This window comes from Paenibacillus aceris (genome assembly GCF_017874035.1).
Lineage (GTDB): Bacteria > Bacillota > Bacilli > Paenibacillales > NBRC-103111 > Paenibacillus_E > Paenibacillus_E aceris.
Genome location: NZ_JAGGKV010000027.1, coordinates 13,637 through 27,450 on the forward strand (window position 1 = coordinate 13,637; position 13,814 = coordinate 27,450).

The following is a 13,814-nucleotide window of genomic DNA, read 5'->3' on the forward strand; positions in this document are numbered from 1 at the left end:
GAGAAGTGTTCATGAGCAGCTTGGCATCTTCGATGGAGTTCGATAGAAAAAAAGTAAAAAGTTTTTCACGTCAACGCCCCTATGACTTTCAGAGAGTTATGGCGAACCGGCAGGAACGAACCGAACACGACGAGTGTGGCGAAACAGCTTTCTATCCCTTATCACCAGTAGCTTTGGAGCTTTATTATGCGTTTCATCTAGATTCAGAAATAGGATAAATGACTTAAGTGAGCATATTGGATAGGAAGAGGGTCTGCCGAAAATCGGCGGGCTTTTTATTTGCATCTACCTTGACAAACGCGCTCGTCCTAAAAGGACGACGAAGTCGTTTATCCTTGTGTGCCTGCACGTTAGACGCGAATAGGGGACCCTCTGTCCAGCTTACTTTTTCCAAATGAATAGATTATACTTATCTCAATGTTATAGAACAGTTAAGCGAGGTATGAACCATGAGCGCAGGCCATTCAGAGCTTCATACGAAGCATGAGCAAATTACAAAATATATTGAATCATTGCCTGTCGGCACCAAGCTGTCCGTTCGTCAAATCGCTCAGGATTTGGATGTGAGCGAGGGAACGGCATATCGAGCGATTAAAGAAGCGGAAAATATCGGGCTGGTCAGCACGAAACGCCGGATCGGCACGATTCGCATGGAGAAGAAGGAAGAGCCCGTCATCGATAAATTAACTTTTGCGGATATTGTGAATGTGGTGGAGGGCGTTGTCCTTGGAGGGGCAACAGGCATACATAAGTCACTGAACAAGTTCGTGATTGGGGCTATGCAGCTGGAAGCGATGCTGAAATATATTGAAGCGGGCAACTTGCTCATCGTCGGGAATCGTGTGCAAGCCCATATGTGTGCACTCAGTCAAGGGGCGGGGGTTCTTATCACCGGTGGCTTCGATACGACGCCTGAAGTCAAGGAGCTGGCAGATGAACTGCAGCTGCCGATTATCGGCAGTTCCTTCGATACGTTCACGGTAGCAACGATGATCAATCGGGCGATGGAAGACCGGCTGATTAAGAAAAAGATTTTGATTGTCGACGACATCATGCGCAAAGATGGTCCAATTTACTCGCTGGCAGGGACTAATACGGTCAGTGAAATGCAGAAGTTAGTAGAGGAAACGATGCATACGCGCTATCCGGTTATTGATGACAATCAGGTGCCAATTGGAATGATCACGACAAAGGATATCGTTGGCGCGAAGCCTAGACAGCTCATCAGCACGTTAATGACGCCGAATCCCCTTATGATCAACTTGAAAACATCGGTCGCTTCAGCCGGACACATGATGGTGTGGGAAGGCATTGAGCTGCTGCCTGTCATTGACAACGAGCGAAAGATGATCGGCGTCATAAGCCGCAAAGACGTTATGAAAGCGATGCAGCATATGCAGCAGCAGCCGCAGAATGCGGAGACGTTTGAGGTGCAGATCTATGCAGGAATCGACGAGCTGCGGGATGCGGAGGGTAAGCTGTATTTTAAAGGATCGATTACGCCCCAAATGACGAATTTCGAGGGCTTAGTTTCAGAGGGAGTCTTGACCACGATCATGATTCGTGCAGCTTATCGTACGGTTCAGGAGCACAAGAAGGGCGATCTCATTCTGGATAGCTCATCGAGTTATTTCCTGATCCCGCTGCAAATGGATGATGTCATTGAAATTGTGCCGACGATCGTAGAATTGACGCGCAAATTTTGCAAGATTGATATGGAGATTGTGGCGAACGGAGCTAGAATAGCGAGATCTATGATTACTGCACGTATTCTTTAAAAGTCGATAGAGTTCAAGGAGGAATGAACATGATTGCTTCGATTCACAAAAATGAGAGCGCTTATATCGTTCAGTATGATCGTCCGCTTAAGCAAACCGTCAGTGAAGTCTGGGCTGCGCTGACCGAAAATGACCGCCTTGAAAAATGGATGACCAATCTCCAAATTGAGGATCTGCGAAAAGGCGGAAACATCAAATTCGATATGAAGGATGGCTCCGGGACTTTTATCGATATGGAGATAACGGATTACGAACCTCTTTCCGTCCTGGAATTCACATGGGGGAAAGATCGCGTCCGCTTCGAGGTATCCGCCAAACCCGAAGGTTCTTTGCTCGTTTTAAAAGAGTTCATTGGCGGGTTGACGCCGCATACGCCAAAAGATTTAGCAGGCTGGCATGTTTGCCTGGATATGATGGCTGCACTGCTTGACGGCCATGCGATAGACTTTCCGATGGACGAATGGAAAAAATGGTACGAGCAGTATGATGTTTTGGTTAAACAGGTTGGTTGATACGTAACCCGATCGTTGAAGGGAACTTACCATCAGATACCTGACCAGCAGACATCCAACCTTATTGTGAAGGGAACCCTTGATCCCTTATTTGTGCGAAATCAGCAGTATTCGGGGACTAGATGGAACTACAGGGCCTTATTTGCCCTCGGAGGTTCGAATATCTGTCTAAATCGGGGGAATAGGGGACCAGTGTTCCTATTGAGTGGTTCAAAGGCTGTTCCCGCAGGAAATAGGGGATCATAGTTCCCGCAAACGCAAGATTTCGTATCACGTTGCATAAAAAAGGCTGCTCATAGGTCATTTCAGACCCACGAGACAGCCTTTTTATCGTTTCGGTTATTTCGTCGCCGAGACGTTTTCTATTTCTTTAACGCTTTGATAAATGAGGTTGAACAGTTCTTCCAGATTGCTTTCTTCAATGCAGGAGAACGCGACGCGAAGGTCAGTCGTTCCTAGAGCGATGGTACCTACACCATGTTGGTTCAGCAAGTGGACGCGCAAAGCTTCGGCATCGACCGTTTTGAGTTTTAAACACATGAAGTAGCCGGAGTTAAACGGATAGTAGCCCCATGCATCATCGAACTTGCCGGAGTCCAAAATGGACTTCGTGCGGTTGGCGCGCCCTTTCATGATCTCATACTTCTCTTGCTTCTGCTCATTGAACTCAGGGGAGTTAAGCGCATGAAGCACGAAAGTTTGGGATGGGTGAGGTCCGCTGGAGATTGTCGCACGGATGATGCCCATCGTTTTTTGTTCCAGCGCGCTAAGCAGCGCTTCGCTTTGGCCGGCATACGTAACGAAACCAACGCGGAAGCCCCAGACGTACTCTTCCTTAGTAGCTCCGTCGATTTTGACTGCAAGCACACGCGGGTGAATGTCAGCTAATTTACCGAATAAAGACTCATGCAGCGATCCTTCGAAGAACAGTCCAAAATAGGCATCGTCTGTTAGTACAACAACGTTGATTCCGGCTTCGGCAGCTTCTTTGATGGCAGCGGCAATTTCATTGCCTTCTTCAGCCCCAGGCGTATAGCCTGTCGGGTTGTTCGGGAAGTTCAAGACGACGATCGCTTTGCCTTTGGATTGCTGAGCAAGCAGCGCTTCGCGGAGGCCAGCGGCATTAAATCTTTGATCCTCGTTGTATAGCGGATAGTTCACAATCTTCGCGCCGCGGCGAATTTCGAATGTGAGCTCGTAATTTTCCCAGTTTTTATCCGGAATAATAACGGTATCGCCAACATCGGCGAACAAGTCAGCGGCAATACTGAGTCCATGCGTCAGAGCATTCGTTACGATCGGGTTGCCGATCAGCTTGCTGCCGATTTCAGGGTTTTCTTCAAGCATCTTTTTGCGCCATGCGCTGCGAAGCTCGGGCTTACCGGCTGGAGGTGCGTATTCATATATATCTTTTGGTGCGTAGGTGGAGAGAGTATCTTGAATGACCTTCAAATGCATCGGCTGACCGTTCTCGATCGCAATGCCGATTGTAGCATTGTATTTCTTGGCTTTGGCCTTTGCTTCAGCAGATTGGCTGAGAATGCCTTCTTTCGGGAAGTAAATCGATTTACCTAATGCAGAAAGCATGTCAAATACGTGAGAATTTTCACGTTCCAGGGTCTCGTTTAACTGTCGTGCCAGAGGATTCATAAGCATGGGTCATTCCTTCCAATTTGCTATTCATTTTTTGCAGTTATTATACCACTTTCACATACGTACGTCACTGCGTGAAACAAATTTTTTGGGGAAGGTTTTTATCTCAATCTAGACGCTCACTTTATTTAAAAATCCTTCTAACCGCAGCTTCACATCCGGCCATTCGCGAGCAATGATACTGAACATGACCGTATCTCGCACATAGCCGTCATGAAGTACGCGGTGCTGACGGAGTACGCCTTCTTTTTGGGCGCCTAAACGGGCAATTGCCGTTTGAGAGCGCTCGTTTCTCAGGTCTGTTTTTATTTGAACACGGAGCAGATCTAAGGTTTCGAAGCAGTGCTTCAGCAGCATATACTTGCATTCCGTATTGACTCTGGACCGCCATACACGGGGATTGTACCAGGTATGTCCGATCTCGACATGTCGATTGGCGTGAGAGTAATCGAATAGGCGCGTGCTGCCGACGAAGCTGTCGGTGTGTTTATCGTAGACGGTGTAAGGGATGCCTAAGCCATCTTTTTGCTCATCAAGCGCTTGGCGGACAAACTGTTCAACAGCCGAAAGGTGCAGCAGCGGGGTCATGTAAGCAAAGATGGCTGGATCCGAGGCGGCCTCCGTAAGACCGTAAATATGGGACTCCTGCATGGGAAGCAGAACCACTTGAGTTCTTTCTAAAAGGACAGGCTGGAAATTCATTGGCATAATTCTCCTTGTCAAAGTGTCAGATTTATGAGATTTTAGTTAGCATAATGGAAAAATGGTGTAATAAAAAGATCCAATATTGTTGTCTTTTTATGTACCATTTAAAAAGCGTATGGGGAACTAGAGAGTGCTTTAAGAAGGATGAGAGGTGGAGCAAGCATGGAGTTTCATATACCGTACCTTTCCTATCGAACGCAATATGCGAGTAAATATGCTGCTCTGTATCACGCTTTGCACGACAGCATCCTTGAGAATAAGCTGCATTGCGGTACGAAACTCCCATCGAGTCGTGAGTTGGCTGCCCTGTATGGGCTCTCGCGGGGAACAGTTAATCAGGTCTACGATATGTTGACGGCTGAAGGCTATTTACAAGCTGATGTAGGCAGAGGGACTTTTGTCGTTTATAGCGGAGGACAAGTGAAGCACCAGCCGTATAAAGGGAAGGATATTCGCCTTTCGAGCTGGGGGATGCGGGTTCGTGAGATGGCGCCGGTTGGACGAGGGCGAGAGGTAGTGGGGGAGATTGAGGGAGAGCTGGAGCAAGAGCAGGAGGTTTCGTTCGCGATGGGTCGGCCTCACTTGGATGAGTTCCCGCGGGAGCTATGGAACCGCGGGATGTATGAACAGGTGCGGCGGATGACGGAGTCGCCGCAGGAAGAGGCTCACGTCGCCGAGGGGCATTATGCGCTTCGCGAAGCGATCGCACAGCACCTGAGGCGGATGCGCGGCATCGATGCTCCGCCGGAGCGCATCGTGATCGTTAACGGGTCGATGCAAGCGATCGCGCTGCTGACCCAGGTGCTCGTGAACGAGGGCGATCCCGTCATCCTGGAGCGCCCGGGCTACCAAGGCGCCAGCCGCGCTGTGCTGGCGGCCGGCGGGGTGCCCATCCACGCGGCTGTGGATGGGCAAGGTCTTGTCCCGCAGCCGTGGAACGCACGGCTGCTGTTCGTGACGCCCAGCCGCCAGTTCCCTACGGGAGCGGTGCTGGGCCTGGAGCGCCGCCAGCAGCTGCTGCGCTGGGCGGCGGAGCAGGGCGCTGTCATCGTCGAAGACGACTATGACAGCGAGTTCAGGCACCGCGGGCGGCCAATCGAGCCGCTCAAGGTGCTGGACCAGGAGGGCCGGGTGGTCTACATCGGCACCTTCTCTAAGACGATGCTGCAGGATCTGCGCATCGGATATGTCGTGCTGCCCGAGGCGCTGCTCGGGGCATTTGTGGCCGCGAAGCGGCTATACGAGCCGCACCCTTCGGGGCTGCTCGAACAGCGCTCGCTCGCCGCTTTCATGGCCAGCGGCGGCTACGAGCGGCACCTGCGCCGCATGCGGCGGGTGTACGCGAGCAAGTTCCTGCTCCTGCAAGCGCTGCTGCAGGAGCGGCTCTCCACCCTCTTCGACTGGGTGGAGAGTGATGCGGGGCTGCATCTGTTCGGCTGGTGGCGGGGGGATGCCCGCAGCTATGCCGATTATGCAGCCGAGTGCCGTAAATTCGGCGTCTCGTGGACCGACGCCAGCTCCTACGGCGTCCCCGAAGGAAGAGCCGGGGCAATCTTCGGGTTTGCGCATCTCACGGATGAGGAGATAAGCCGCGGCGTTGCCGTCATGAGGAAAGTCTATGAAATTGTCACAAAATCACCAATATGATTTTGGCATGGTTGACATAGTATGCTATGATCTAACATGTGGTCAATTAATCATTTTATTGTAGGAGTGATCCCTAAATGGCAGGATTAAATGGTGGAGGCACAAGCGTGATTGTGCGTTTGGAAATACATAAAGAACAGGTCACGTTTGGGAAAATTGCTACAGCCATAGGCGATGCCGGCGGCGATATCGTCGCGGTTGACGTAACGCGAGCAAGCAAAACAACAACAACGCGGGATATAACGGTGCAAGTAAGCGATCCGGAACATACCGAAGCTATTGTTAAAGTATTGAAGGGTATTCCCGGTGTTCGGTTAATTAACGTCTCCGACCAAACTTTCCTTATGCATTTGGGCGGCAAAATTGAGGTCACTCCGAAGATTCCGATTAAAAATCGGGACGATCTGTCCCGTGTATATACGCCGGGAGTTGCCCGGGTTTGTATGGCGATTCATGAAGATCCGGCTAAAGCGCACTCGTTAACGATTAAAAGAAATACCGTTGCTGTCGTATCCGACGGGACCGCGGTACTTGGACTTGGCAACATCGGACCGGAAGCGGCTATGCCGGTAATGGAAGGGAAAGCCATGCTGTTCAAGCAAATGGCTGGCGTTGATGCGTTCCCTATCTGCCTTGACACACAAGACACGGAAGAAATTATTCGTACCGTTAAAGCGATCGCACCTGCGTTCGGCGGCATTAATCTAGAGGATATTTCCTCACCGCGCTGCTTTGAGATTGAGGAACGATTAATTAATGAATTGGATATTCCCGTATTCCACGATGACCAGCACGGAACTGCGGTTGTTATCCTCGCAGGCCTGCTCAATGCAGTTAAGCTGGTAGGTAAACAGCTGGAGCAGTGTAAGGTAGTCATCACAGGCATCGGAGCGGCAGGAATTGCATGCACGAAAATGCTGCTTGCTGCTGGTGTTACCAATGTCATCGGGGTAGATCGGCAAGGAGCGATCATACGCGGAGAAAGCTATACGAATTCCGCTTGGGACTGGTATGCGAATAATACGAACCCATTTATGCAAAAAGGGACTTTGTCTGATGTAATTGCGGAAGCAGATATTTTCATCGGTCTATCCGGCCCGGGCGTTTTGAAGGTAGACGATGTGAAAAGAATGGCTGCCGATCCGATCGTATTCGCTATGGCGAACCCGACACCGGAAATTACGCCGGAAGAAGCGGAGCCTTATGTACGCGTTATGGCGACAGGCCGCTCGGACTACCCGAATCAAATTAATAATGTGCTTTGCTTCCCGGGAATTTTCCGCGGCGTGTTGGATTGCCGAGCTTCCCGCATCACGCAAGAGATGAAGCTCGCAGCAGCCAAAGCGATTGCGGCTGTTGTGAATGAAGATGAGCTGAACGAATACTACATTATTCCAAGCGTATTCAACCATGCGGTCGTTGAGAAAGTGCGCGAAGCCGTGATGGAAGCCGCTTTTGAATCCGGTGTGGCTCGCCGCCGCAGCCAGCGTGAGGGGCACGATTCCCACCACGAATAGATGTTATGAAACTAGCAGTCCGGTGCAGCTCTTTGAAGAGCGCGCATCGGACTGTTTTTGCTGCTGCAAGTTATGCTCTTGTTCTTGCGACCACGCAAAAAAACCTTGCTCAAGCAGCTGTTTAGCCTGCTGAGCAAGGTTTTTTCATTATATTTGTTCTTCTGTCCATTCTCTTAGCTTGCGATCAGTCGGAAGCAGGAAGGTTAGAATGCCGAGAAGCGGCAAGAACGCGCATAATTCCATCACACGTGTCGTTCCGAAAATGTCGCACAGATTTCCAAGCACTACACTGCCGATACCGCCGAGCCCGAAGGCCAACCCGGTAATAAGTCCGGATACGGTCCCTACTTTTCCAGGGAACAGCATTTGAGCATAGACAACGGTGACGGAGAAGCTGGATAACAAGATCACGCCGATGACGACGAGTAAAATATAAGACCAAGTCATGCCGACGTGCGGCAGCAGCAAAGCGAACGGTGCTGACCCGAGCATGGAAAAGAAAATGACGTTGCGCTTGCCGAAACGGTCTGCGAGCGGCCCGCCAAAGAAAGTTCCCACCGCGCCTGCCGCGAGGAACAAGAAGATGAAATCCTGCGCACGGTTGATTGACATGCCGTAGGTGTCGTGCAGGAAGAAAGCGAAGTAGCCGCTCATTGCAGCGCCGTACCAAGAACGGATGAATACAAGAAAGATCAATACGTAAATGGCGAACATGACGCGTTTGCGGTGAGCGGGATTGACGGCTCGTTTCACGACGGATTTGGCTTTGACCGGAGCTGTGACCAGCATGGATTTGTACCAGCGGGCAATAAATAGCTGTACGGCAATCGCGACAGCGGCTACGCCCGTGAACCAGATGGACCCGAAGAGTCCAAGCGGGATGAAAATCCATTTGGTCATGACCGGCGCCAAGGACTGGCCGAAGTTACCGCCGACCTGGAAGATCGATTGCGCAAGACCCTTGCGTCCCCCGGCAGCCATATGCGACACCCGAGAACCTTCCGGATGGAAAGCGGCCGAGCCCAGCCCGACAAAGCAAACGGACAACAAGACGACCCAATACGAATGTGCGAAGGCTAACAGCAGCATCCCCACGAGGGTGGAAGCCATGCCGATCGGCAGCATGTAGGGGGAAGGTTTGCGATCCGTATAGATCCCGACAACGGGCTGCATGATGGAAGCCGTGAAGTTGATGGCAAACTGTACCCATCCAACCTGGGTATAGCTTAAACCCATCTCGCTTTTCAGGATCGGAAAGATCGCAGGAATAACAGATTGAATCGAGTCGTTCAGCAAATGGACCAGGCCAATTGCAAATAAAATTCGATACACAGTTGGTTTTATATCTCCGGTGCCCTGTAAGCTTTTGGAGCCGGAAGACGGTGTTGTTATAGCAGCCATGAGGCCCTCCTCTCGTGATCGCGTATCCTTATTTGTCTAGGAAACGGCCGAGGTCTTCTCCCATTTTCACTTTGGAACCAAGTTTTAAATCTGGACGAGGTTCGAACATATCATCTTCAAATAGAAGCACAACAGTTGAGCCGAATTCGAAGTAGGCCAGCTCCTGACCGCGCTCTAACGTTTTGGGAAGCGGCTTAACGTATTGAATCGAGCTTACATTCAGCGCCCCAACTTTCACAACGGCAACTTCTCCCGTATTATGCTGGATGAATGTGATTAATCGCTCATTTCGGCTCAGTACTCGCTTCATGTGGCGAAGGCCGAATTCATTCACGGGATACACTTTGCCTAGCACATGCTCTTTCTCAAGGATGTCCCCTGTTATCGGCGAATGGATGCGGTGATAGTCCGTTGGGCTTAAATACAGCACGAAATAAAAGCCATTTTTGTAATTGATCGTACGGGGCGAGCGGTTAAGCAGCTCCTCAATCGTGTAGTCTTGACCTTTGACATTGACGATCAAGCCTTCTTTAATGTCGCCGATCCCGGTAATCATGGCATCAACCGGACTTACGACGCGCGTTTGATCTTCGTGAATCGGGCGTAATCCCGGTTTTAAACGGCGGGTAAAGAAATCATTCAAAGACTTGTAATCCTTTACATGCTTCTCAGCATCTTCAATTCGTATACCGTAGGTTTGGGCAAAACGAGGAATGAACATCTTGCTTGCTTTGGACCTGGCAAAAGCTCCTGTCACTTGGGATACCCATTTGCGTGAGGAGAGCTCGGTTAGCAATTTGAAAAACGGTTTTGACATAGATTGACTCCTGTTCATTCGTGGTTAGGCAGACTTTTGATTAATGATCAAAGATTCCCTTCAATGCGGAGAGACTTTGATCAAGATCAAAGATCCCTATGATTGGTTCTTCGCTAATCTTGCCACAGAAAGGTAAAAGAATCAATTGTCGAATGGAGAAGGAAAGAAAAGGTAGGAGCTTTAAAAAACAGTATGAAGGCTGTTTGAGGTGGAATATGCGAACTAGGCGTCTGATCCCATGTTTGCAGGAGTAATGCAGCCTATTAGAAGAACAAACCCATGATAAGCGCATAGAATGTTTAAATAGATTGGAACGTAATGGAGGAGGAGGGCTATGCTCGTCTTCGTATTGGATGCAGCCTCTCGAATGAATGCTAGGATAACCCAAGCGGGGCTAGCATCTGCTGTCCCTGAGTGGCCTGTCATATTCCTTACAGAGGATACCGGCAAGCAATTGAATAAAGAGCTTTCTGCCTATCATGACGCTTTTTTTATGACGATTCATGCAGGTGATCGGTTTGATGCGACTTTCTTTGATGAGCTGAACGAACAGCTCCTGCGTGTTCCCGACAATTGCGCGGGTCTGTTTATTCATCCCATCCCCAAGGAAAGCAATTCCCCGGCACAAAGGGGGAAAGCTCCGGCAGTCTGGCGAACGGCCGCTGTGAAACAAGGAGGGACAGATTGTTTTTCCGGGAAAGATCGGCTGCCCTTCGAGTCCTATGTTATGTATGAGAAATGGATTCAATTAAGCGGTACGTGGGAATGGCAGCACATGTATTCTGAGAAGTGGATACCTTGTGCGAGCAAGCCTCCCAGCTGGAAGCGAAGCGATGAAGAATGGACACTTGCTGAGCCTATCTTGCGTTGCAAATCGCTAGTCCGGCACGATACAATTGATCCGCTAATTTCTGTCGTCATCAGTACGTACAATAATGCGATCTACTTGCCATGGGCGATTCGCAGTGTATGTGCCCAAAGTAATGCTAATTGGGAACTGCTAATTGTTGACGATGGTTCGACAGATCATACGCGGGAAGTACTGCGCTCCCTTGAGAAAGATTCACGTATTCGTTTCATTGAAAACGAGAGTAATCAAGGCAAGGCAGGATGTTTAAATCAAGCTTTGCATCAAATACGCAGCGGGTGGCTGCTGGAGCTTGACGCGGACGATTGGTTGACACCGGATTGTCTTGAATTATTGATAACACATGTATCAATGACATCAAGCGATACTGCGCTTTTATATGGTAATTATTATGAGTGGTACGAACGGGGAACGCATCAACTGATTTTTAGTGGCGTGCGAAACATGCCCCGCGTATTTGACAAACAACAATTTCTGGCAATGGGACTGCCACTTGCTCCAAGGTTATACCGCGTTGATGCCTTGAAGCAAATTGGCGGATGGTCCCAGAAAGATCCTTCACAAGGGCGCTTATATGAAGATTTTGAAATGATCACACGCCTCTCGAAGGGTTTTCCATTCAGCCATATTCCCAGGCCGTTGTATCATCGGAGGTTGCGTAGATCTAGCATCACCCATCAGAATTATGCTCAATTTTCCAATTGGAGGGAGTGGATTGAGAAGCAATAAAAAAGAGGAAACCCTATAGGTCTCCTCTACCAAGCTATTAGTTCATTATGCGTAAATACTCAACACTGCGGCTAAAAACAGTAATTGTTTGAGTTGGGAGATAGTAGGCAGAAATCGCGCTTATTGTAAAATAGCCTTCATGTACGCTTTCTAATTGACCTGTGTAAAATTGGCTCATAAAGTAAATCTCGATATCTCTGCCAATAAGGCCATTTAGGAAGGATTCAAAGGTCCAATGAGGCTCTTCGTGATGGTGTGGCGGATGAGGATGCGGCATTCTCGAACACTCCTTTCTTAATAAATAACTTCAATACTCGTCATAGGAATCATGACGCCTTCGCCACTAACTTCTTTGACGAGAATAAAATCACTGCCAACAATCATGAGTTCTCCTGAAACGAGTCCAGCACTGGTTTGAACAGTCACTGACTGCAGCATTAATTCTTTTAGTAGATAGCTCATAGGTTTGGTTACTCTTAGAAGGTTAATTTCCTGTCTTAAATGTTCCGATTTCCCCACAGCTCTTACCTCCTTAAGCTCGTTATTCATTTACTGAAGTATACCTTTTTACCATATGATGTATATTTGGGGGCTGACACGGTACATGTCCTATATCCATTCCTCTACTTTCTTTTTATTTTTTGATTTAACTCACTGAAAACCGGCTTGCCTTGGGTTATAGTGGAAAAATATGGACAAATAGATACCTATCCCAATCACAATAGATGTAAGGCTCATATACTTCTAGTGCAAGTAAATAACTACCGGAAGAGGGAAGGGATATCGATGGACAAAGCAACGCTGGAATTGCTGGTTGGGAAAGATGTTCGTGTAGATAGGGGGGGACCGGAGTCGAGAATGGGCAAATTGCTCGTCGTAAAAGACGATTACATTGTTGTCTATATTAAGGATACTGGAAACGTTTATTATAAAACCGAACATATCAAAAGCATTAGTGTAGACACACGCACGATTGCTGACACTTCGGTTGTAGTTATCGATCCAGATCTGCCGGAACCTTTATTGCCACCGATCATTGATGGTGTAGACTTCATTGCTGTTGTGAAAGACATGAAATTTCGCTGGATACAAATCAACCGTGGAGGCCCGGAAAAACTTGAGGGCGTATTAACGGATGTGACAGATATCCTCGTTACATTGACTGTAGGCAGTGAAATTGTTCGCGTTATGCCGTTTCATATTCGCAACATCAGCTACGTGAACAAAAACAACGAACAACAACAGCAATATGCGAATGCCCAACAAGAAGCTGCAAACAGCAGTAAAAAAGATAGCAAGAAAAAATAAATAATAAATAAATATTGAATAACAATTTAATAGGTTTTGAAGCATCAAGAGCCGTATTCGTACGGCTTTTTTTTTATCCTTTTATAAAGTGGATCAAAAAGAGGGAAATCGGATGTAAAACCTCATGCGTGAGGTTTTTTTTATTTTCTGGGAAAGTGCCGTTTCTATTACTATTAATTTTTCATAATTTATACAAATAATCTTAAATATTTGTATGAGAAGAGTGGTAGGCGCGATGGGGATTATGAACGAGTTAAATAAGCTAAGGGAAGCGGGTCTCATTAAAAAAATAAATCAGATGAAAGTGGTAAGAATCGACCCTAGTGAAAAAATGATGGTTGACAATCCTACTGATCTTCCTTTAATAGCCAAAGAAAAAAAGAGGGCTGTGTTCCAAATCGATAGGACGAGCAGCCTTGCCATATACACAAAACCCGGCAAGGCGGAGAAGGAATATAGCTTGCTTAAACTAGGGGCGCCTCATGGCATTACACCCGATCCGTATGAGTATGGCCCCAAATATTTGGTTATGCCCTTGATGCTGGCTCCGAAAGCTTCCGTCTATTTACAGAGGAATGATCTTACAAAGGAGTTCGCAGCAAGCTTGCTGCAATTGCACATAGTGTCGGGTAGAATCGGGTTTCGTGGCGGTCATTCGCCGGAAGACATTTATGTTATGCAGGACGGTACGCTGAAAGCCGTTAATATTCGCGATACCGGCTCTCTTGCGGATCACCCTGCCAAATATTTGTTAGGTGGTTTGGGTGTGCGTGTCAAAGAATTTCTTACGTATATGAAGGAGTTGGATCCAATTCTATACGAGCAATGGACAACTCACCCGAAGTTTATGTCACATACAAAGAATCTAAATCGATAGGA

General features: G+C 48.3%; 14 protein-coding genes. 8 read left to right on the forward strand and 6 right to left on the reverse strand.

Features of this window, described 5'->3' with window-relative positions:
- The first annotated feature begins 11 nt into the window (after positions 1-11).
- The 3 genes from J2Z65_RS30180 (at position 12) to J2Z65_RS30190 (ending at position 2,290) form a co-directional block, all read left to right on the forward strand.
- Positions 12-218, forward strand: a complete 207-nt coding sequence (locus J2Z65_RS30180) for a hypothetical protein (RefSeq protein WP_167067979.1) — start codon at positions 12-14, stop codon at positions 216-218.
- A 231-nt stretch (positions 219-449) separates the two neighbouring features.
- A complete protein-coding gene (locus J2Z65_RS30185; RefSeq protein WP_167067982.1) occupies positions 450-1,778 on the forward strand; it encodes a DRTGG domain-containing protein in 1,329 nt (442 codons plus the stop codon).
- 29 nt (positions 1,779-1,807) lie between these two features.
- Complete coding sequence (locus tag J2Z65_RS30190; protein WP_167067985.1) at positions 1,808-2,290, forward strand: SRPBCC family protein; 483 nt, start codon at positions 1,808-1,810, stop codon at positions 2,288-2,290.
- A 339-nt stretch (positions 2,291-2,629) separates the two neighbouring features.
- On the opposite strand, the gene J2Z65_RS30195 is transcribed toward J2Z65_RS30190, so the two are convergent.
- On the reverse strand, positions 2,630-3,940 hold the full coding sequence (locus J2Z65_RS30195; RefSeq protein ID WP_167068164.1) for an aminotransferase class I/II-fold pyridoxal phosphate-dependent enzyme: 1,311 nt from the start codon (positions 3,938-3,940) through the stop codon (positions 2,630-2,632).
- 114 nt (positions 3,941-4,054) lie between these two features.
- Entirely contained in the window at positions 4,055-4,645 is a 591-nt protein-coding gene (locus J2Z65_RS30200) for a GNAT family N-acetyltransferase (RefSeq protein WP_167067988.1), read from the reverse strand.
- 165 nt (positions 4,646-4,810) lie between these two features.
- Here J2Z65_RS30200 and pdxR point away from each other — a divergent pair, with 165 nt between their 5' ends.
- Positions 4,811-6,295: a MocR-like pyridoxine biosynthesis transcription factor PdxR gene (gene pdxR / locus J2Z65_RS30205; RefSeq protein ID WP_167067991.1), complete on the forward strand. Its 1,485-nt coding sequence runs from the start codon at positions 4,811-4,813 to the stop codon at positions 6,293-6,295.
- A gap of 77 nt (positions 6,296-6,372) precedes the next feature.
- Positions 6,373-7,812, forward strand: a complete 1,440-nt coding sequence (locus J2Z65_RS30210; protein ID WP_167067994.1) for an NAD-dependent malic enzyme — start codon at positions 6,373-6,375, stop codon at positions 7,810-7,812.
- A 147-nt stretch (positions 7,813-7,959) separates the two neighbouring features.
- Here the strand turns inward: J2Z65_RS30210 and J2Z65_RS30215 are convergent, their stop codons facing one another.
- Both J2Z65_RS30215 and asd read right to left on the reverse strand, forming a co-directional pair.
- Positions 7,960-9,213, reverse strand: a complete 1,254-nt coding sequence (locus J2Z65_RS30215) for an MFS transporter (protein WP_167067997.1) — start codon at positions 9,211-9,213, stop codon at positions 7,960-7,962.
- Between the two features lie 28 nt (positions 9,214-9,241).
- On the reverse strand, positions 9,242-10,030 hold the full coding sequence (asd, locus tag J2Z65_RS30220; protein WP_167068000.1) for an archaetidylserine decarboxylase: 789 nt from the start codon (positions 10,028-10,030) through the stop codon (positions 9,242-9,244).
- Between the two features lie 334 nt (positions 10,031-10,364).
- Between asd and J2Z65_RS30225 the strand changes: the two genes are divergently transcribed.
- Positions 10,365-11,627: a glycosyltransferase family 2 protein gene (locus J2Z65_RS30225; protein WP_167068003.1), complete on the forward strand. Its 1,263-nt coding sequence runs from the start codon at positions 10,365-10,367 to the stop codon at positions 11,625-11,627.
- 37 nt (positions 11,628-11,664) lie between these two features.
- Here the strand turns inward: J2Z65_RS30225 and J2Z65_RS30230 are convergent, their stop codons facing one another.
- A complete protein-coding gene (locus J2Z65_RS30230) occupies positions 11,665-11,904 on the reverse strand; it encodes a hypothetical protein (protein WP_167068006.1) in 240 nt (79 codons plus the stop codon).
- A 17-nt stretch (positions 11,905-11,921) separates the two neighbouring features.
- Positions 11,922-12,146 carry a hypothetical protein gene (locus J2Z65_RS30235; protein WP_167068009.1) on the reverse strand — a complete coding sequence of 75 codons (225 nt, stop codon included), beginning with the start codon at positions 12,144-12,146 and terminating at the stop codon, positions 11,922-11,924.
- A 267-nt stretch (positions 12,147-12,413) separates the two neighbouring features.
- Between J2Z65_RS30235 and J2Z65_RS30240 the strand changes: the two genes are divergently transcribed.
- On the forward strand, positions 12,414-12,935 hold the full coding sequence (locus J2Z65_RS30240) for a hypothetical protein (protein ID WP_167068012.1): 522 nt from the start codon (positions 12,414-12,416) through the stop codon (positions 12,933-12,935).
- Positions 12,936-13,179: 244 nt separating this feature from the next.
- On the forward strand, positions 13,180-13,812 hold the full coding sequence (locus J2Z65_RS30245; protein WP_167068015.1) for a hypothetical protein: 633 nt from the start codon (positions 13,180-13,182) through the stop codon (positions 13,810-13,812).
- The last annotated feature ends 2 nt before the right edge of the window (positions 13,813-13,814 follow it).

What these genes read in the sequence shown, in the direction of transcription:
- J2Z65_RS30190 (WP_167067985.1), top strand. Translation starts at nt 1,808, where the DNA reads ATGATTGCTTCGATTCACAAAAATGAGAGCGCTTATATCGTTCAGTAT.
- asd (WP_167068000.1), bottom strand. Translation starts at nt 10,030, where the DNA reads ATGTCAAAACCGTTTTTCAAATTGCTAACCGAGCTCTCCTCACGCAAA.
- J2Z65_RS30245 (WP_167068015.1), top strand. Translation starts at nt 13,180, where the DNA reads ATGAACGAGTTAAATAAGCTAAGGGAAGCGGGTCTCATTAAAAAAATA.
- J2Z65_RS30215 (WP_167067997.1), bottom strand. Translation starts at nt 9,213, where the DNA reads ATGGCTGCTATAACAACACCGTCTTCCGGCTCCAAAAGCTTACAGGGC.
- J2Z65_RS30230 (WP_167068006.1), bottom strand. Translation starts at nt 11,904, where the DNA reads ATGCCGCATCCTCATCCGCCACACCATCACGAAGAGCCTCATTGGACC.
- J2Z65_RS30180 (WP_167067979.1), top strand. Translation starts at nt 12, where the DNA reads ATGAGCAGCTTGGCATCTTCGATGGAGTTCGATAGAAAAAAAGTAAAA.
- J2Z65_RS30225 (WP_167068003.1), top strand. Translation starts at nt 10,365, where the DNA reads ATGCTCGTCTTCGTATTGGATGCAGCCTCTCGAATGAATGCTAGGATA.
- J2Z65_RS30185 (WP_167067982.1), top strand. Translation starts at nt 450, where the DNA reads ATGAGCGCAGGCCATTCAGAGCTTCATACGAAGCATGAGCAAATTACA.
- J2Z65_RS30195 (WP_167068164.1), bottom strand. Translation starts at nt 3,940, where the DNA reads ATGAATCCTCTGGCACGACAGTTAAACGAGACCCTGGAACGTGAAAAT.
- J2Z65_RS30210 (WP_167067994.1), top strand. Translation starts at nt 6,373, where the DNA reads ATGGCAGGATTAAATGGTGGAGGCACAAGCGTGATTGTGCGTTTGGAA.
- J2Z65_RS30240 (WP_167068012.1), top strand. Translation starts at nt 12,414, where the DNA reads ATGGACAAAGCAACGCTGGAATTGCTGGTTGGGAAAGATGTTCGTGTA.
- J2Z65_RS30200 (WP_167067988.1), bottom strand. Translation starts at nt 4,645, where the DNA reads ATGAATTTCCAGCCTGTCCTTTTAGAAAGAACTCAAGTGGTTCTGCTT.
- pdxR (WP_167067991.1), top strand. Translation starts at nt 4,811, where the DNA reads ATGGAGTTTCATATACCGTACCTTTCCTATCGAACGCAATATGCGAGT.